General features: G+C 55.2%; 15 protein-coding genes and 1 tRNA gene. 5 read left to right on the forward strand and 11 right to left on the reverse strand.

Annotation, left to right across the window (positions count from 1 at the left end):
• Positions 1–9 precede the first annotated feature (9 nt).
• Complete coding sequence (locus ACXAGD_RS14090) at positions 10–2,040, reverse strand: tripartite tricarboxylate transporter permease (protein ID WP_475211487.1); 2,031 nt, start codon at positions 2,038–2,040, stop codon at positions 10–12.
• 79 nt (positions 2,041–2,119) lie between these two features.
• A complete protein-coding gene (locus tag ACXAGD_RS14095; RefSeq protein WP_475211488.1) occupies positions 2,120–3,208 on the reverse strand; it encodes a tricarboxylate transporter in 1,089 nt (362 codons plus the stop codon).
• Between the two features lie 139 nt (positions 3,209–3,347).
• On the opposite strand from ACXAGD_RS14095, the gene ACXAGD_RS14100 reads away from it, so the two are divergent.
• Together ACXAGD_RS14100 and ACXAGD_RS14105 are read left to right on the forward strand one after the other, a co-directional pair.
• Entirely contained in the window at positions 3,348–4,016 is a 669-nt protein-coding gene (locus ACXAGD_RS14100) for a response regulator transcription factor (protein WP_475211489.1), read from the forward strand.
• 53 nt (positions 4,017–4,069) lie between these two features.
• Entirely contained in the window at positions 4,070–5,380 is a 1,311-nt protein-coding gene (locus ACXAGD_RS14105; RefSeq protein ID WP_475211490.1) for a sensor histidine kinase, read from the forward strand.
• A 512-nt stretch (positions 5,381–5,892) separates the two neighbouring features.
• On the opposite strand, the gene ACXAGD_RS14110 is transcribed toward ACXAGD_RS14105, so the two are convergent.
• From ACXAGD_RS14110 to ACXAGD_RS14150, 9 genes are all read right to left on the reverse strand, one after another.
• Positions 5,893–7,257: a sensor histidine kinase gene (locus ACXAGD_RS14110; RefSeq protein ID WP_475211491.1), complete on the reverse strand. Its 1,365-nt coding sequence runs from the start codon at positions 7,255–7,257 to the stop codon at positions 5,893–5,895.
• Between the two features lie 561 nt (positions 7,258–7,818).
• The gene (locus ACXAGD_RS14115) at positions 7,819–8,145 is read right to left on the reverse strand and encodes a hypothetical protein (RefSeq protein WP_475211492.1); all 327 of its coding nucleotides are present in this window, start codon (positions 8,143–8,145) and stop codon (positions 7,819–7,821) included.
• A 504-nt stretch (positions 8,146–8,649) separates the two neighbouring features.
• Complete coding sequence (locus tag ACXAGD_RS14120; RefSeq protein ID WP_475212598.1) at positions 8,650–9,327, reverse strand: response regulator; 678 nt, start codon at positions 9,325–9,327, stop codon at positions 8,650–8,652.
• 110 nt (positions 9,328–9,437) lie between these two features.
• Positions 9,438–9,791, reverse strand: coding sequence for a roadblock/LC7 domain-containing protein (locus tag ACXAGD_RS14125; RefSeq protein WP_475211493.1), 354 nt, complete (start codon positions 9,789–9,791; stop codon positions 9,438–9,440).
• A gap of 1,819 nt (positions 9,792–11,610) precedes the next feature.
• Positions 11,611–12,759 carry a flavin monoamine oxidase family protein gene (locus tag ACXAGD_RS14130; protein WP_475211494.1) on the reverse strand — a complete coding sequence of 383 codons (1,149 nt, stop codon included), beginning with the start codon at positions 12,757–12,759 and terminating at the stop codon, positions 11,611–11,613.
• A gap of 672 nt (positions 12,760–13,431) precedes the next feature.
• A tRNA-Arg gene (locus ACXAGD_RS14135) sits at positions 13,432–13,508 on the reverse strand.
• Positions 13,509–13,572: 64 nt separating this feature from the next.
• Positions 13,573–14,955, reverse strand: a complete 1,383-nt coding sequence (locus tag ACXAGD_RS14140) for an ATP-binding protein (protein WP_475211495.1) — start codon at positions 14,953–14,955, stop codon at positions 13,573–13,575.
• Positions 14,956–14,973: 18 nt separating this feature from the next.
• Positions 14,974–16,392, reverse strand: a complete 1,419-nt coding sequence (locus tag ACXAGD_RS14145; RefSeq protein WP_475211496.1) for a dihydrolipoyl dehydrogenase family protein — start codon at positions 16,390–16,392, stop codon at positions 14,974–14,976.
• 4 nt (positions 16,393–16,396) lie between these two features.
• Positions 16,397–17,128 carry a TVP38/TMEM64 family protein gene (locus ACXAGD_RS14150; protein WP_475211497.1) on the reverse strand — a complete coding sequence of 244 codons (732 nt, stop codon included), beginning with the start codon at positions 17,126–17,128 and terminating at the stop codon, positions 16,397–16,399.
• A gap of 297 nt (positions 17,129–17,425) precedes the next feature.
• Here ACXAGD_RS14150 and rpmH point away from each other — a divergent pair, with 297 nt between their 5' ends.
• From rpmH to yidD, 3 genes are read left to right on the forward strand one after another with little or no spacing between them, the layout of a single operon-like run.
• Entirely contained in the window at positions 17,426–17,560 is a 135-nt protein-coding gene (gene rpmH, locus ACXAGD_RS14155; protein ID WP_005980833.1) for a 50S ribosomal protein L34, read from the forward strand.
• Positions 17,561–17,585: 25 nt separating this feature from the next.
• Entirely contained in the window at positions 17,586–18,011 is a 426-nt protein-coding gene (gene rnpA, locus ACXAGD_RS14160; RefSeq protein ID WP_475211498.1) for a ribonuclease P protein component, read from the forward strand.
• A complete protein-coding gene (gene yidD / locus ACXAGD_RS14165) occupies positions 18,008–18,250 on the forward strand; it encodes a membrane protein insertion efficiency factor YidD (RefSeq protein WP_475211499.1) in 243 nt (80 codons plus the stop codon). The genes rnpA and yidD overlap by 4 nt, the downstream gene beginning before the upstream one ends.
• Position 18,251: the final 1 nt, after the last annotated feature.

The following is an 18,251-nucleotide window of genomic DNA, read 5'->3' on the forward strand; positions in this document are numbered from 1 at the left end:
TTGGATCCCTCACTTCAACGGCCAAGGCAGGCTGACCATGTCTTGCAACAGACCCGGCGGGAAATCGCGGTTTAGTGCGCCTGCCATCAGGCACATGAAACCAATGCCGCAGGCGGTCAGGATCAGCGTCATCTGCCAGCTTGCCCCGGCCCGGATGCGGAAAAACGCGATAAGGAAACCCAGCAGCGCGAGGATGAAACCGACCGCCCAGGTTGCCGCGATCAGGCTGGCGAACCACGCCAGAGTTGACCACAGGCCATGGGGTGCAGTTGCGTCCTCACCTGCGATTTCCTTGTCAGCAAAGATCGCATCACCCTCAGGCCGCCGCATCATCTGGATCAACAGGATCACGCAACAGAACAGCGAGACGCTGCCGATCACCAAAGGGATGATCTTGTCGGTCATATTGTAGTCGGGGATCATATTGGCGTTTACCAAGGCGACGATCAGATAGGCCATGATCACCAGCAGGAAGATCAATGGCGCGCGCTTCGTACCTGCCTGTACGTCACCTTCGGCCATGATCATCTTGGCCTGCCGGATGCCCAGAATGACCGAAACAACGGTGACCACGATCAGCACGATTACGATAGGGCTGAAGACATACTCCATGCCCTCGCCAAAGCTCTTGCGGAACCGGAACGAGGCAATTTGGAACGCCTGATTGGTGAACTTCTCGACCGGGTTCGACAATACGAAGCCGATCAGGAAGGCCGGGCGCGACCAGTCGAAACGGCGCAGGAAGATGCCGATCAGGCCAATCACGAACAGGGCCAGCAGGTCTTCGAAGTTCTGACCGGATTGGAAGGCTGCGAAGCTGATCAGCATGAACAGGAACGGCGCCAAATAGGTAAAACGGATCGTGGTCAGCTTGGCGATCCCGCCCGACGCCGCGATGCACAGGATTGTTCCCACCACGTTGGCTAGCGCCAGCAACCAGACGATCGAATAGGTGATATCGAGATTGTCTTTGAGCATGCTCGGACCAACCTCGATATCGCCCGACCCCAGCAGAGCGACAGCACCGATGAAAATCGCCATCGAGCCGGAGCCAGGAATACCAAACAGCAGGGTCGGCACCAGCCCACCACCCTCTTTGGCATTGTTCGAGCTTTCCGGGCCGATGACCCCGCGCACTTCGCCTTTGCCGAAGTTGCTCTTGTCTTTTGTGGATTGAACCGAATGGCCGTAGGCGATCCAGTCGACCACTGACCCGCCGAGGCCTGGAATGACGCCGACTACCACGCCAATGATAGAACAGCGGACCGACAGCCAGATGTTGGCAAACCAGTCTTTGACTCCGTCCAGCCAACCGGCCCCAAGAGATGCCCCTTTGGCGATCGAACGATCTTGCCGCAGCAGTGAGACGATCTCAGGAACGGCGAAAATGCCCAGCCCGACGATGACCAATTTCAGGCCATCAGTCAGATAGGGAATGTCATAAGTTGCCATACGCAGCGAACCGCCAGCATCGGCCTCTCCGATGGTGCCAACCATCAGGCCCAATCCGGCCGCGGCAACGCCTTTTAAAGGGATGCGCCCCGCCAGAATAGCAACCATCGACAGGCCAAGGATGGTGATCATCAGCATCTCGGGCAGACCGAACGCCAAAACGATGGGCCGCGCGACCAGGATGAACATGGTCAGGAATGTTGCCCCGACCAGACCGCCAAACAGCGACGATGCGAAGGCCGCCGACAACGCACGGGCCGCCTCGCCCTTCTTTGCCATTGGGAAGCCATCCAAAACTGTTGCTTGCGACGCTGAGCTACCGGGGATCCCCATAAGAACCGATGCAAAAGTGTCAGAGGTCGGGACAACGGCAACCATGCCGATCATCAGCGCCAAGCCAAGGATCGGGTCCATTCCAAACATGAAAGGCAGCAACAGGGACAGACCGGCAATGCCGCCGAGCCCCGGAAAGACGCCCACAGCCAGCCCCATAACGACGCCGAGAATGAGATATCCCAGAACGATAGGTTGCAGGATCAGACCCCACGCGTCGCTGAGCGCAGGAAGAGCGGTGGCGAAAACCTCCATAGCGGCCGCCTTTCATAAATTGTCTTGTGTTTAGAAAAGCGCGCGCCCGACATTGGGGCACGCGCGGTGGTGTTTGCGCTTAGTTCAGCTCGACACCATAGGCTTCTTTGAGCCAGTTCAGGACATAGGCCTTGGCGTTGTCGTCGACGTTTGTCGCGGTTTGCAGCGCCGACTTGGAACCGTCACCCACAAACACCGGATACTTACCCACGCGCTTCGAGGAGATGTCGGCAAAGTCGCCCCGCTCGGTCACAGCTTGGAACGCAGCGGTATATGCGTCGACCACTTCCTGAGGCGTATCACCCGGCAGGAAGGCCAGCTTTTGAACCGGGAAACCGGCTACAAAAAACGCTTTCCAAGCATCCCAGGCCTCACCGCTGGTTTCACAACCATCGGTGGCTTCGCAGACTTCTTTGAATGTCGGGATATCCGGGAAGGTTGGGTCACGGACGATAATGCCGTCCGCATCCAGAGCCCCCCATGTCATCATCGGAACCGCCTGACCGGCTTCGACCAGCGGGGCCGAGCCGCCCAGATAACCGGAGGAAGTCTGATAGTCGATATTGGCCTCGCCACGTTCAAACATCAGGCGGCCATCTCCACGGCCTTTGATGCCAAAGACCGGCTCAACATTCATGCCCAGCATCTGCCATGCTAGCAGCGGCACTAGGTCAAGACGGGTCGCGCCTTGCGAACCATAGATGAAATTGGTGTCTTTCAGCGCATTTGCAGAGCCGTCAAACTTGGCTCCGTCCTCGGCATTCAAATAGGCAACACCACCGGTGCCCGACGCCATGACCGGGATCCAGTCATTATATTCATAACGCACGCGCGGATCGCTCAGCAGATACGGGAATTGGGTCGAACCAGATGTACCGAACAGCAGCGTGCCATCGTCATGGCTTTGTTCCTGGAACCAGTTTGCACCTTTGGTGGAACCGGCACCCGGCATGAATTTCACGACAACCGTTGGCTGACCCGGCAGCGCTTCGGACAGAAGCGGCGCAAAGAAGTTGGCCCATTTGGCCGACCCGCCCGTTTCCGAGAACGGGATGACCCATTCGATTGTCTTGCCCGAGAAATCGACCTCGGCTGCGGCAGGTGCGGCGATACCGGCGGCGGCGATCAGCCCCACGACGGCGCGACGAGTGAAGTTGGAAATGGCCATTGGTTCCTCCCTATTGACCAGACAACCACGTCGGTGCCCATGGCGCCACCGTGATTGCAAATAGAACTGTGGGGTTGATTCCCCCTCCCATCTGGCAATCATGGAGCGCCAACCTTGCGCGAAACTTGCAGGAGCCCGAATGCGGATCGTCATCGTCGAGGATAATGAGACCCTTGCCAACGCCATTGCCTATCGCCTGCGAGATCGAGGCCATGCCGCTGACGTGCTGACAGATGGCGGCGCGGCCGATTTGTATCTGGAGCAGGAAGGCGCAGACCTGATCGTTCTGGACATCAACCTGCCTGGTCGCTCAGGGCTTGAAATCTTGCGGTCCCTGCGCCAACGGGGCGACAGCGCGCCCGTCATCCTGCTGACCGCGCGCTCCGAGACCAGCGACCGCGTTTCGGGTCTGGATATGGGCGCCGATGATTACCTGGTGAAACCCTTCGAGATGGATGAACTTGAGGCTCGCATCCGCGCCCTATCCCGCCGCAAACAACTGGACTACGGTGCGCGAGAGACCATCGGAGACTTGGAATTCGACCGCACCGCCCGTCAGGTCAGCGCAAAGGGCCAAGTGCTCGATGTACCGCGTCGGGAAATGGCTGTGCTTGAATGCCTGTTGGAACGACGCGGCAGAATCGTCCCCAAAAGTCAGTTGACCGACTATGTCTATGGCGTGGGTGCCGATGTCGACGATTCCGCAGTCGAGCCGCATGTGTCACGACTGCGCAAGCGCCTTCATAAATTTGGCATCCGGATCAAGACAGCCCGTGGCCTTGGGTATCTGCTTGAGGTGCAAAAGTGATCCGGCACGGTTCGCTCAGACTTAGGCTTTTCATTTTGATCCTAACGCCATTGGTGCTGCTCGCAATCCTGCTTGGATACTGGCGTTACACGGTCGCCCAGCAAACGGCGCAGGAGTTGTTTGACGACAGCCTGTTGTCCGCCGGTCTGGCTATTTCACGCGATGTTGCGGTGTCAGAAGGCGATGCCCTGTCGCCCACCACGCGCAGCTTGATCCGCGATGCATCGGGCGGAGAGATTTTTTATCACGTGACCGGACCCGGTGGCATCTACGTCACAGGGTATGCATATCCTCCCGCAGCTGAAAAACCGTCCGAACAGGAGGCGTACCAGCCGCGGTTTTTCGAGGCGATCTACCGGGATGAGCCGGTGCGTGTGCTGAAAATGACCGAGCGAGTCACGCTGGATAACCTGGTGGGCGATGCGACAGTTACGGCCTGGCAACGCGTCGCGGACCGCAACGCCTTTGCCAATGAGTTGTCGATCCGCGCCGCGATCCTGATGGGTATCCTGCTGGCCACCCTTGCTGTTGTCGTTTGGTTCGGGGTCGCACGCGGTTTGCGGCCCTTGCTGGATTTGCAAGATGCGATCGATCTACGCTCACCTGACGACCTGAGCAAAATCAAACGCCCGGTCCCGGTCGAGGTTTATGGCATTGTTCAGACCCTGAACCGGCTGTTTGGACAGGTTGAGCACAGCATCAACGCCCATCAGGTGTTTATCTCAGAAGCCGCGCATCAGCTGCGAAATCCGGCGGCAGCGGTCCAATCCATGGCCGAGGCGTTGCGGGACGCAAAAACGGATGAAGACAAGGAAAAACGAATTACCGAGCTTGTGTCGGCTGCGAAAAACTCCGCCACGGTGGCCGAGCAGCTATTGTCGCTGGAGCGGTTGCGGCAGCCTACGCATAAGGATCAGATGCACAAGATTGATTTCCGTGCGGTTGTGGAAGAAGCCTGCGCTGATATGGGCGTTCATATCCTCGCAAAAGGGATCGATTTTGAAGTCACAATGCCAGAATCGACAATCTTGGTCTCGGGAGATCGGGTCTTTTTGGCAGAGGCCATCAAAAACCTGCTGGACAACGCAGTTAAGCACGGCGGGACTAAGTTGAGCCAAATTTCAGTCGCGCTGCGCTCTGATGGCGAGAACGTCAAGCTAACCGTATCCGATGACGGAACCGGCCTTTCACCCGATCAAAGCGAAGCAGTGTTCAGTCGATTTTCGCAGCTGGAGTATTCCGAAGGTAGCGGTCTGGGGTTGTCGATTGTCTTAGCTGTAGCGAAGCGCCACGGAGGAGTGGTCGCAATCAACCAGGTCGAAAAAGGAGCTAGTGTTACGCTTGAGCTTCCCATAGCCATATAGTTTGTTTGCAATTCCAACCGGAACCCGAAACCTGTCACAATCAAAGCGAATTTTTTACGATAGTAGCGAATGACCGGTTTCAGCCCATTTTTTTGAAAAGCAACGTGTTCTGGCGCAAAAAACAGCGCAGCCTGCACCGCCGCACTTGTTTTAGGGCCAGCAGGACTTGGACAAGCCAAACGCCTCTTGCCGTCATGGGTAAGACGCAGCCTTCCCCCCTCGGGCAACCCTTTTAGACAACACCATGCCCTCGGCTACCCGACCATCGCCATTTCATACTGTAAGCGCACGCAGCACCAAAATCGCTTCGAATACCAAACTTTTTGCCGTGGTGCGACGCGAAAACCGGCCATTGGTGCCATGCGTAGCGGTATTGCCGTGTGGATCATAATTGGGTTTGTTCAGATACGCCGGTTTATCTGAATTCAACAATGCGGGACTTCTCTCGCCCAGTCAGCATCCTAAATTGCCGCTGTTTCGAGACAGTCTCTCCCTGCTTTTGTGGAGGTTCACTACGCAACTTCGAATTGAATTGAAACAGTCAACCCAGGAGAATTGTTTGTGGCCGTTAAGAGCGATGAATGGTGATCTGCAATGGCTTTCACCAGCGCCAATCCCAAACCATTCCCAACACTGTTCTGTTCACTTTCTAGTTTATAGAAGGGAACAAAAAGCTTACCCAGTGCGTTTTCGGGAACGCCCGGACCATCGTCAACAACCGAGAGCGTAATGGTGCTTTCTTCTTGTTCAACAGTCAGGAGAATCTTGGAATGTTCCGGACAATGATCGATTGAATTCTGCAAAAGGTTTGCGCAGAGCTGTTTCAGCATTCCCTCATCGCCTTCGATTAGTGTGCGCCCTGATTGGGAACCCGCAAAACTAAGGCTTTGTCCCTTCACTTCCGCAAGCGGTATCATGTTCTCAACAGCTTCACGACCCAGTCTATTCAAGTCCAGATAGCTGAACGCTTTGGAACCACTACCTTCTTCGATGCGATTGATCCGCAAAACTGTTTCGAAAGTCCATTTGAGACGGTCAAGTTCAAATTGGATTTGGTCAATCGACTCTGTGGTTTGACCTCCCGTTTGCAGTGAATCCTTCGCCTCTTGTAGTGCGATATACGCATGGGTGAGCGGGTTTTTCAAATCGTGTGCAATGGCTGCAGCGGCGGATCGCGTTGTCGACATCAAGGCTGTTAGGTTCTCGAGGTGACCATTCATTAGCTGTGCAACCCGGTCTATCTGATCGTTGTTCTTACCGACCGGAAGTCTCGCTTTGACCTCCCCTCTTGAAACTTTGTTGAGCGTCTTCGCCATTTGATCGAGCTTGCGATAAGTCCTTATGCTGGTGATGTAGCCAACCAACAGAGTGCACAGTGTTGCCACAAGTCCGATCACTACCAATGACCAAGCCAATGATCGAAGTGTGCTTTTTACAAAAGCAAGATCGCGACCAACCACGATTACAAAGTCACGGTAGGATTGCACATTTACCCGATGGCTGCGTTTTTCACCGCCCAGGTTAATGCCATCATCTTCGATTTCTCCCCAACCTCGAAAGGATGGGTACTCGTCGATGTTTCCAGCCAAACGCTTTCCATGGCTGTCGAACAAGCCAATCAAACTCGTGTCGAACGGCAACCAGAGAGTCGCATCATCAATCGCTTGTACGACATCGGAATCGTTATCGTTGTCGTCCAGAATTTCCTGAATGAAACGCATTTCATCGATCAACAACGAGTCCATTTCGCGCTGCAAGTCGCCGCGAATCCTCTCAAATGTCAAAAATGCTAATGCTGTCACTGAAAGAAGTATGACCACCGCTGCATACAACGCCGTAGTAAAGGCTGCTCCAGATAAAATGTTTGAGCGTTTCATTCGTCTCTAGTCCGGTTTCTTTGGCGGCACCATGTGGTTCGGCTAACGGCAATCCTGCTCTGTCGGACCAAGTATGTGATCCGAGGGTTTTAGCTGCATTTTCAGTTGAAGAATGGGGAATTTGACCGAATGTGTTGCAATACTGGCGATGCGGACCCCGCGCGGTTTTGTAAAGTCAATACGCTGACATCCTTGGGGGCTGCACTTGATTGCGCACGACGGGCTACTTTTGAAAGATTGAACAAAACGAGTTCACCGTCTGTTTCAAGTAGCGACAAAATGCAGGATTGAGTGAACTTGCAACGCGCCTTTCCGAGGGGGAGGAAGGGCGCGTTGCTTTGACTGAGGGAAGCTTGCTTAAGAGTGAGTGGCCGTGTCCTCACGGCACCGGTAATACCCTCAAGGAGGGTTACGAGTGCTTCCTCAGTCGAGTATTTGGCTTCATTTCCGAACCTGACGGCATCTTCTGCAGGGTGATCTTGCCAGCGGGTTTTCACCAACCTTACATTTTTGAAAGGGTTTCGCGGTCTACTCCAGTGAACAACCAGCGATTTGCAGTGATCATCCACCCTTAGTGCAATGTCCGTGATCTTCGATTGATGTCGCTCCGTGCGTGGACAACTCATAGGTCATCGTTGGAAAGTGGAGTACCAACGTCCAGACTTCGTCGGGCTTGATGTGGATGAATGTTACGCCGTCCAGGCCGTGTGCGACAGAAGCCACACCTTCAGTATCCTGTACTATCAGTCGCGCTTCCGAGAGGTCGATATCCTGAAAAACCTCGATTACTTCTCCGTTGGTTTCTGACGTGCATTGGAATTTTGTTTCGTCGGCTAACGCTGCACTCGCTGGCAAGAGTGCCATTAGGAATATTGCATTCTTCATCATTGTGTTTCCGATTAAAAGGTTGAGCTTTCAGATTTGGGTGGTTCAAGTGAAGGTCAGAGTTCTAAGCTGGATAGTTCTCCCGCCTGTGTTCAGGCCGGAATCCACGGCTTCTCAAAGCTCGCACACACCTGCAGGCCTTGTTTATTTCTTTCCTCGGTGATTGTTGCGCCGTGCCGCTTCGCGACGGCGTTCGCAAGCGATAGGGTGAGCCCATTCGCAATTGATCCAGCAAAAGTTGAGCAGCTCTGGCCGACCGGCGCGACTACGTGAAGCCTAGTTCGATTTGGATAGAAGAGATGTTCAATTGCACGCTGAACTGCGTCTGAACCATCGTCCAGCGCACTCTCATGAAGCTGAAGCTCTTCGTCGAAGATTTGGTGAAGGAGGTCAGAGCGGAGCCTGTTTTCCGGTGTTAGGTAGGCAGCGCATCCAAAGGCGAAAGTGATAACCCAGAAGATCAACGCCGCGCTACAAGCAGTTCGAAACGTCGCTAACCAGAAAATGCTAGCGCGGCCCATGAAGGCTGTACCCAATATTTCGTGACGTGTGCAATAGGGGCGTCTCAAAAGGCTTGTCGATCTTCGACCTAAGGCGACTGACATAAGTTTCAATCACGGTCGAGTTCGGGTCAAAATTGTAGTCCCAGACTTGTTCCAAAAGCATAGCGCGCGTCACGATCCGCCCTGTATTTCGCATCAAAACTTCCAACAGTGCGAATTCACGAGGCAACAAGTCAATTATAACGTCTTGCCGTTTCACTACCCTGCTGAGCAGATCCATTGAAAGATCGTGGACTTGAAGCTCCGTTGTGGCATTGCAGGACGGTTGTCGTCTGATAATGCTGTTCAAGCGCGCCAGGAGTTCTGAAAAATGAAAAGGCTTAATCAAGTAGTCATCTGCGCCTTCGGTCAAGCCTTCTACTCTATCTTGAACGTCTCCCATTGATGTGAGGAACAGAACCGGGGTCTGTTTTTTCGCAGCCCTCAGGGCCTTGAGAACGGAAAGACCATCCATTCCTGGCAACATACGGTCCAAGACTACGGCGTCACATTCATTGTACAAGCAATATGACAGGGCATCCCGACCATCAACGTACCACTCTACACTGAAGCCGTTTGACTTCAGCCCTGAGTTAACAAAGTCGGCGGTCTTCTTGTCGTCTTCTGCGACGAGTATTTTCATTTCATGACCTCCGATTAAACCGCTGGACTTGCTTCTTTCAGCTACTAATGCGCGTCTAAAAAACTCAGCCATAGTGAGATGGCCAAGTCCATTTGGCATATCGTTGCAGACTAGAGACTCAGCGTTTCTTCAACGGCTTTCACTTGCAAACGGGCGAGACCCAGATTGGCGGCCTTCTTGTCCAACGCGACATACACAAAAATATTTGGGTTTTTGTCCAGTGGGCGGACCAGATGGAACTGCTTACCAAGCGTGATCAGAATGTCTTCGATGGTATCGTTAAGTTTCAAAGCTTCGATTGCCTGTAATTTGGCACGGACGACTTCAACATTAGCTGCGCCCGCGGTATCAAGATCAAACTTGGAGCCGCCTTCTGTGCCTAAAGTAAGGCCTGTATCAGTGTCGACGAGACACGCCCCCAGAAGACCTTTGATTTCACTTAATTTAGAAATGTCCAACGACATGTTTGGCTCCTTTTTGACCTTTGAACTGTTAATCTGACGCGCACCGTACGTTTGATTGCTTGGACGAGTGCTGTTGTTTGCAGGTGGGATGGTAATGACGTGCTTTTGAACCAGGCCAAACCTCTCGCTAATTCTGGCCAACACAGACACTCCATCACTTTTGGATCTCGACATTTGCTAACCAATTCTCGCTGTGATCGTAGAGGAGGAATGTCGGACTAGGTGTCTGTCACTTCGAACTGCTTGGGCATGAAGAAACAGCTGATCAACTAATGTATCATCCAAACAAGGGAGGTCACTTGCCCTCCGACGAGCGTGACACTTGGGATATGATGTCACCTTCGGAACTGCTGTTCTTTGGTCGCGAGAGTGATCCTGGCCTCTGCGCAAAAAACTTAGGGCGGCGACGCAGGCAAGGGCCAAGTATTGGGCTGTGTTTGCTGAAATGGTCAATACACTTTCCAGCCCCATAAAGAATGCGGGCCACAAATGTCCGAGTTCAAAAAGAACGCCAGCCAAAACCGATAATACAGAACTCAGCATAAGACCCTCGCCTCGTCACCAGACAACCACCGGTTCGTAGACTGCCGGAAGTTTTAACCGCCCTTTCAGAGACCTTAAAAAATTGAAAGGAATTTCTTTCCATTGATTTTAAATGAAATCTTTGGCGCAAACGGTTCACCAACTAAACCTACGAGTATAAGGACGCAGGCATTTGTTTGGAGCAAGTATCCAAGCATTAAACGAGGCAAAGGAACGTTTTGTCCCGCGTATCGATGATCCGATCAGGTTGCGGCGAAGCCGCGATCTCAATTCGGGCGAAATCGATACACTTCAATGACCGGTTCGGCGACGTGCACTGCGTCGCAGCGATGGGCGCGCCGCGTGTGCGAACATATGCTGCGCGAACGAAGCCGCAGAACCGAATGGAGGCTGAATCCGCATAGCGGACACCGCCTCCTATTTGTTGACTTTGCGCCAAAACCTACCGAAGCGCATCTCCGCGTCCTCGTCATTAATGGCCCAAATCCACCTATATAAAAGGATTGCTGCTGAGAATGCGCCAATGGCGGCAAACAAGGCGGCGCTCAGAGCATCACCCGCGCTAACCGACCACCCCGCGTATCCCAAGTTGGCGACGACTACTAACCACAACCTTAAACCCTTCCAGTAGCCCATAATTGTTCCTGTTCGTCGTCTACAGACTCAGAGATCACTCGTGCTGCTACTCTTTCCCGTGCCCAATTGTCTTGGGCTTCCTGCAACTGCCGGAAGGCATCGGGCGGAAGACTATTGGCTGAAATGTACCCATGAATCTGCCCGGCACATCGCCGCGCAACCCGAACTTGTTCTTTGGGAGAAACAGCACGACGCGCCCAACTCGTACCCCCTCATTGAAACCGCTAATCCTCTCAAGGCGCGCCGCGTCCTCTTGGTATCTGCCAGCTCTGTCTGAAATGTGTCTAGTAGATTAATTCTAGCTCATACGGGGAAACCCCAATTTCGCGGACCCGCATAGTTCAATAGGTTTAGGTTAACGGAGCAGCCACAAACACAACTCCGCAAACCCCCAGGATTGTGGGGCTGGCTTTTACCCCCTCGTCCAGCCCCTCGCTCCACCCATCACTTTAGTGTTGATATGATAGGCAGTTAGTCAGAGCTTGGAAACGGCTATTGCGGTGACCAATACCCCTTCCTTTTTCTGGTGTAACCGCCATACCCGCCTACCGTGTGAACTCACGAATGTCTGCTCCGAACCCAAAGCGTCGGATGCTACACAGTACTTGAATGTCGGTTATGCTGGCCAATCTGCGCCCGACTATTCAAGTAATTTGCTCGCAGCCGAGATAGCGGAAAACGCTGCACCTTGAACTGTAGATTGCTCGTTTCCTCCCAATGCTTCTCCAGCAAAAAACACCTTACCCGCCACGGGTTTGAGGATATCATAAACATCATAGTCGCTGTTATTCTCCATCGAATAGCTGCCAAGAATGTGGCTCTCCGCGCTCCAATTCTGGACCACGCCTCCGACATAGGTTTCCCTGACAACGCTGCCGAACATTTTGGTTAACTCAGTAAGGATGTCATCGATCAATGCTTCCTCACCAAGAGCTGACCGACGTGTTGGCCCTTCTGAGACTGAAAACAGACCCAGGATATTCTGGCGGGTTGGTTTGCCAAAGGCAGCGTCGTAGTAGATTTTTTCCGCCCATGTGTCGGCCAGTACGCTGGCACGAGAACCTTCAAACAATATATCTGGGTAGAAGCGTTGATTGAACCTCAGGAATGCTTTGAAACCAGAGCCGTATACGATGTCCTGAAGTGCAGCCATGTCTGGAGGCGTGAGCTGGTTTGAAAATGTGATCAGTCCACGTTGAAGAACCGACAACGGGACCGTGACCAGTACCTTGTCTGTCTCAAGGCTTCGACCATCGCTGAGCCTAACAGATAGGCGCATGCCATGCACCGCGACTTGCGTGACCGTAGCGCCCAAGGCTATGTTTTCTTTGACAGTTGGTAAAATGAACCTTTCAAAAAATCCGTACCAAGTTGTGTCGTAGAACTTGACCTCATGATAGAAGTTCCGAAGCGCATTGAAATCGTTCAACTGATCTTTGTGCCAGAACTGATAAGTCTGGGGTCTGTAGTCGATTGTCCTGACACCCAGATCAGTTTTGCCCTTCCCCACGATGCGCCCCAAAACACTGGGATCGTCGTGTATCCACTCCGCCCCTAGATCGAGAGGTACATCCGCAAAGCCAGACAAGCGTTTGATGCGACCTCCCCAGTCGTTCGCGGATTCCAGAACTTGAACTTGGATACCTGCGTTTGATAAGTGATAAGCCGCTGTCAGTCCTGCGCTGCCTGCCCCAATAATCGTGACATGTTGCAATTGCCGGGCCGAAATCCGGCGGGGAGCGCAGAGAAGCGATGCGGCAGACAAGCTAGTGAAGGTTCTGCGGTCCATTTTGGTCCAGTTCTATGGGGCAAGACATCGAAGTATTCAACGAAGTCATTTTTGCCGAAACCATCCGATGATAGAACCTGAAATACCCGGTTGAAAAGGCGAAGCAGCCATTCGTTGTGTCAATGTCAAAGTCAGCTAACTCCGCACCGCGTGAGTTCAGCCGGTCTCTGGTTTTGCGCATGCAGCGAACGGCAGGTCCGACGGGCCGCACCGCAGCGACGGTGATCAAGGTCGAACGACAGCTAAGGGCCGAATGTCACTTTTCGCTATAAGGGAATTAGATGATCGCCAATGATGGCTAACTTGCGTCGCGCCGCTTTCCTTTCGTGGGCCAGCGGGATTTGGGCAAGCCAAACGCCCCTGGCCATCAGGGGTAAGGCGCTGCCTTGCCCCTCGGGCAACCCTATTAGAAAACACCATGTCCTCGGCTGCGCCTGCAGGCCGCGCCACTATTGTCGAATAGCATTGCCTCGCCCCCATCCGCGTTCGCCACGTGGCAGATCAGCAGGAACAGGCGCCTTCGGCGTCTGATCTGCAAATCAACCCCAATTTTCCCAAAAGGAAGTCAGGATCAGTGAAATCTGTCTAGGTGCTGGATGAAGGAAGTGAGGCGAAAATGGCAAGGTTCTGTCGCTGGTGACAGAACTGTGTGTCGCCTTACAAGGAAACCAATGGCGGACCGAGGAGGATTCGAACCCCCGACCCCTTGATTCGTAGTCAAGTACTCTATCCAGCTGAGCTATCGGTCCGCGTTGGTGAGGCGCTATGTAGACCTACCTCCAAAGACGTGCAAGTCGATTCTTCAAAAAAAAATCAAAAATTCACGCCGCCCTTCGGAAGGCGGATTTCAAAGGTTGTTCCTTCGGGTCCGGTCTCGGCCAGAACCAAATCTCCGCCATGTCCGCGCACCAATTCCTGCGAGATCGCCAGACCAAGACCCGAGCCACCTTTACGCACGCCACCCTGAAATGCTGTGAACAGATTCTCGCGCGCTTTGGGCGGCAGGCCGGGGCCGTTGTCCTTGATCTCGACACACCAGTCATTCTCGTGAACGCACCCTGCGATCGTGATCTTGCCCGGCTGGCCCGATGCCACCAACGCCTGACGGGCATTGCGCACAAGGTTCATCATCACGCGGAAAATCTGTTCCGGATCTGCACGGGCCACGAGGTCTTCGGGCACCTCGTTCACGATCTCGATGCAGGCATCGGCGACGGCCAGCTTCTCGCTGGCCACCACGTCCTCGGCCACGTCGCGCAGAGGCACCATGGTCAGGGTTGGTGCCGGTTCCTCGGCACGGCCAAAAGCCAGTGTACTTTCGCACAAGGACACCGCGCGAGTGATCGAGTTCACCAATTTCGGTGCCATACGGCGCACCAACGGATCATCGCTGGCTTCGATCCGGTCGGTGAACAATTGCGCCGAGGTCAGGATGTTACGCAAGTCGTGGCTGACCTTGGCCACCGCACCGCCCAACTGTGCCAGCCGCTCGCGTTGTTTCAGGGCCTGTGTCAGTTCGGTCTGCAGCTGCTGAAGGGCTTCCTCCGCCTCGCGCAGCTCGGTCACCTTGGAATTGGGAGAGATTATTCCACGCGCATCCTCGGGGGCACCTGCATAACGCTGCATGTAGCCAACCACACCCTTGATCGGCTTTACCAGCACAACCCGCACCGCGAGAAACAGGAAAAAGGCTGTGATGATCGAGATGACAAATGACAGGCCCAGAATGCGAAGGCCATAGTCGGTCATCGCCATCCGCAATGGCATACTGTCTATGGTGACCTCGATCAGCAGCCCCGCGCCTTTGACCGGCTCCCCGATCACGCGAATAACCTCGTTCTCCGGCGTGAACAGGCGCGCCATGGCGTCCCGGATCAATATCCATGGCCCTGCATCGCGCAGGTCATAAGTCTTGGTAATCTGTTCAGGGATAGGAGACGACAGCATCAGCTGACGCACCTCGTCCCGCCGCAGCACCACGTTATAGACGCCAGCATTGGCCAGCAGTTCGGCCTCAAGATCATCGGCAAGCATGTCATCAGCAAGCAACGCCAATGAGGCGATCTGGGCGCGTTCAAGCCGGTTCAGCAGGAAGTCTTCGCGAAACCGTGCGATCGAGGGGACAAAGATCAGGATTTCGGCCAACATCACGAAGACCGTCGTCAGGATCAGAAATCGGCCCGACAGCGAGTTCACTAAGCTCTCCCTTCCCGGTCAGGGCATCCAGCGCTGGACGAACCGGACCACGCGTTTAACCGTTTGATTCTCAAACAGCCTTGGCGAGAAATAGGCACCCGCCACCCGTTTGTTAAGCTCTCCGATCGTCGGATAGGGCGAAACCATCGCGGCGATCTGCCCCATCTTCAGGTTATTGGCCAGCACCAGCGACCACAAGTTGATCAGTTCGCCCGCCTGATGACCCACGATTGTAGCCCCCACGGGACGGCCTTTTATGACCATGACCTTAATGAAGCCTTTCGTCTTGCGCTCGGATATCGCACGGTCGTTATGGTGGTAGTCAAAGCGCGCGACTTCGAGTTTTTCCCCGTGCTGCGCACGTGCCTCCGCCTCGGTCAGACCGACCTGCGCCAGTTCCGGGTCGGTATAGGTGGCCCAGGGGATATGTGCCGTTTTCGCCTTGGACGGCAGGCCAAACAGAGCGGACCGGATGATGATTCCGGCGTGATATCCGGCCACATGGGTGAATTGCAGCCCACCCGCCACGTCGCCGATGGCATAGACCTTGCGGTTCGTGGTGCGCAGAGTCTCATCCACCTTGATCCCGGTGCGGCTCGGTTCGATCCCCGCGGCCTGCAGGTTCAGGCGGTCCGTATTAGCCTTTCGCCCGGCAGCCAGAAGCAGGTGCGAGCCGGTGTAGATGTCTCCGTTTTCGGTCACGACCTCGACCAGGTCCTTATTGTTACGAATCTGGGCGACCATGGCCTGTTCATGGATCGCCACACCCTCGGCCCGCAGCGTGTCCAACACGATTTCGGCCGCTTCGGGATCATCCTTGCCCAGCGCCTGCAGGCCTTCGATCACTGTCACTTCGCAGCCCAGACGGATATGAGCCTGCGCCATTTCCATGCCAATGGGGCCACCGCCGATGATCAACAGATGCTCGGGCTTTTCGCGCAGATCAAAGATGGTCTCGTTGGTGTAATACGGCACTTGTTCCAGCCCCGGGATGGGCGGAACCAAAGGCGATGAGCCGGTCGCAATCACAACGCGCCGCGCGGTGATCAGGTGATCCCCAGCCTGCACCTGATTGGGAGAGACAAAGCTGCCATATTCGCGGATCACCTTGACCCCGAACCCTTCGAACCGCTGCTGGCTATCCATCGGTTCGATCTGGGCGATAACGTCATGAACATGATCCTTGGCGGCGGCATAGTCCACATGCGGCACCACATCGGCAACGCCCAGCGCGGCGGAATGCGCCTGCCCATAGGCAGCCTTGCCGCTGGCAATCAGCGCCTTGGAAGGCACACAGCCAAAGTTCAGGCAATCGCCGCCCATCTTGTGGCCTTCCAGCAGGATCACATCGGCTCCCATCTGGCTGGCCCCAGCGGCCACGGACAAGCCGCCCGACCCGGCCCCTATCACCAGGATATCGGTTTTCAACTCTTGCATGAGATCAGGCGTCCTTTTTGCCGCGCAAAGCTTTGATAACTATTGGCAGAGCCGCCAGCACGCACAAGCCTAGGATCGGGCCGATGACGAAAGGCTCCCACAACAAAGAGACATCCGGCGTTTCGCCCCGGTCGAACACGCCGCCCAGACCCACGCCGATCCATGTGTAGACGATTCCACCGGGAATAATGCCCAGCACCGTGGTGATCAGGAAGTTGCGGAATTTCACCCCCACCAGCGCAGGCACCAGATTGGCCACAAAGAAAGGCACGACCGGCACAAGGCGCAACAGGAACAAGACCGAGATTTCATTCTCGCGCAAGCCATCCTTGAGTTTCTTGATAGTACCTTCCGACGATTCCAGCCGCGCGGTCAGGGATTCGCCCAACCCCCAGCGCGCCGCCAAAAAGATGGCCGAGGCACCGATGGTGGCCGCAAACACGTTGAAAACGGTGCCCGCGAACAGGCCAAACAGAAATCCGCCTGTCATCGACGCGACGGCCGCGCCCGGCAACGAAAAGGCGACAATGACGATATAAATTGCCACAAAAGCCATCACCATGGACCAATAGTTGGCGTCCCGCCACGCCAAGAGGGCCTCGCGGTTGTCGCGCAACGTCTCGAAGGTCAGGTAGTCACCCAGCGTAAAGAAGCCCGCCGCTGCCACGGCAAGAATCACCAGCAAGGGGATATGGCGCGCAAGCGCGTTGCGCGGGGCCTGAGTTGTGTCGCTCATGAGGCTATCCGGTTTTGTGCGTTTCATTCTGCCCCCAACATGCGCCGTCCAAAGCCCATGCAACAGGGACTTCACGCGGCCTTGATCTTTACGGCAGGGAATGTGAGAGGTTAGGGCGTCAAAACCGCGATTTTGAAACCTTTTACCTGCTGCGGTTACAGAATTGTTGCAAAAGGGGATAAAACCCCCACCTAGGGGTTTGACTTACCCCCCGCTTCCCAGTAGAGGACGGGCTTCGAACACTAGGGCCAGGCGAATCCGCGCCGCACCCCACCGCTATTGATTGGAGACGGAGCGATGAAACGCACCTATCAGCCTTCGAACCTGGTTCGCAAACGCCGCCACGGTTTCCGCGCGCGCATGGCCACCAAGGCCGGCCGCAAGATCCTGAACGCGCGCCGCGCACGTGGCCGCAAATCGCTGAGCGCGTAAACCGCTCACCGATCAGGTTATGAACATGACGCCGCCGGAGGCCCCTGTGGATGGTAAGAACCACCCCGGGGATACGCCCCCGGCGGCGTCCGTTTGCGCGCCTGAAACTTTGACCGTCCTCAAAAATCGGTCCGATTTCCTGAAAGCCGCGCGCGCGCGTCGGCAAGGCACCGCGTCAATGATGGTGCAGGCTCGTAAACGCGCCTCGGACGAAGCACCGGGGATTCGCGTAGGTTTCACCTGTTCTAAAAAGGTCGGCAATGCCGTGGCCCGCAACCGCGCCAAGCGACGCCTGCGCGAAGCTGCGCGTGCTGTGTTGCCCTTTCAGGGGCAGGACGGATGGGACTACGTCCTGATCGGTCGCGCCGAGGTCACCTCCGCACGCCCGTTCGAAGCGCTTCTGGACGACCTGCGCTATGCCCTGCGCAAAGTGCACGCGCCGCGGAAATGACCCTGCTGGCGCATATCCTTGCCTTGCCCGTTAGGGCCTATCGGCTGGTCTTTAGCCCCTGGGTCGGGTTCAACTGCCGTTATCAGCCCACATGCTCGGCCTATGCGCTGGAGGCGTTGGAAAAACACGGTGCATTCAAAGGCGCATGGCTGGCGGCACGGCGGATCGGGCGCTGCCATCCGTGGGGCGGTGATGGGTACGATCCGGTACCCGACTGCAAGTGCGACGATTCTGTGTGAC

The organism is Ruegeria sp. ABF4_144 (assembly GCF_056160045.1).

Coding starts and splice junctions, on each gene's coding strand:
- ACXAGD_RS14090 (WP_475211487.1), bottom strand. CDS start 2,040: ATGGAGGTTTTCGCCACCGCTCTTCCTGCGCTCAGCGACGCGTGGGGT.
- ACXAGD_RS14095 (WP_475211488.1), bottom strand. CDS start 3,208: ATGGCCATTTCCAACTTCACTCGTCGCGCCGTCGTGGGGCTGATCGCC.
- ACXAGD_RS14100 (WP_475211489.1), top strand. CDS start 3,348: ATGCGGATCGTCATCGTCGAGGATAATGAGACCCTTGCCAACGCCATT.
- ACXAGD_RS14110 (WP_475211491.1), bottom strand. CDS start 7,257: ATGAAACGCTCAAACATTTTATCTGGAGCAGCCTTTACTACGGCGTTG.
- ACXAGD_RS14115 (WP_475211492.1), bottom strand. CDS start 8,145: ATGATGAAGAATGCAATATTCCTAATGGCACTCTTGCCAGCGAGTGCA.
- ACXAGD_RS14120 (WP_475212598.1), bottom strand. CDS start 9,327: ATGAAAATACTCGTCGCAGAAGACGACAAGAAGACCGCCGACTTTGTT.
- ACXAGD_RS14125 (WP_475211493.1), bottom strand. CDS start 9,791: ATGTCGTTGGACATTTCTAAATTAAGTGAAATCAAAGGTCTTCTGGGG.
- ACXAGD_RS14130 (WP_475211494.1), bottom strand. CDS start 12,759: ATGGACCGCAGAACCTTCACTAGCTTGTCTGCCGCATCGCTTCTCTGC.
- ACXAGD_RS14145 (WP_475211496.1), bottom strand. CDS start 16,392: ATGCAAGAGTTGAAAACCGATATCCTGGTGATAGGGGCCGGGTCGGGC.
- ACXAGD_RS14150 (WP_475211497.1), bottom strand. CDS start 17,128: ATGAGCGACACAACTCAGGCCCCGCGCAACGCGCTTGCGCGCCATATC.
- rpmH (WP_005980833.1), top strand. CDS start 17,426: ATGAAACGCACCTATCAGCCTTCGAACCTGGTTCGCAAACGCCGCCAC.
- rnpA (WP_475211498.1), top strand. CDS start 17,586: ATGACGCCGCCGGAGGCCCCTGTGGATGGTAAGAACCACCCCGGGGAT.
- yidD (WP_475211499.1), top strand. CDS start 18,008: ATGACCCTGCTGGCGCATATCCTTGCCTTGCCCGTTAGGGCCTATCGG.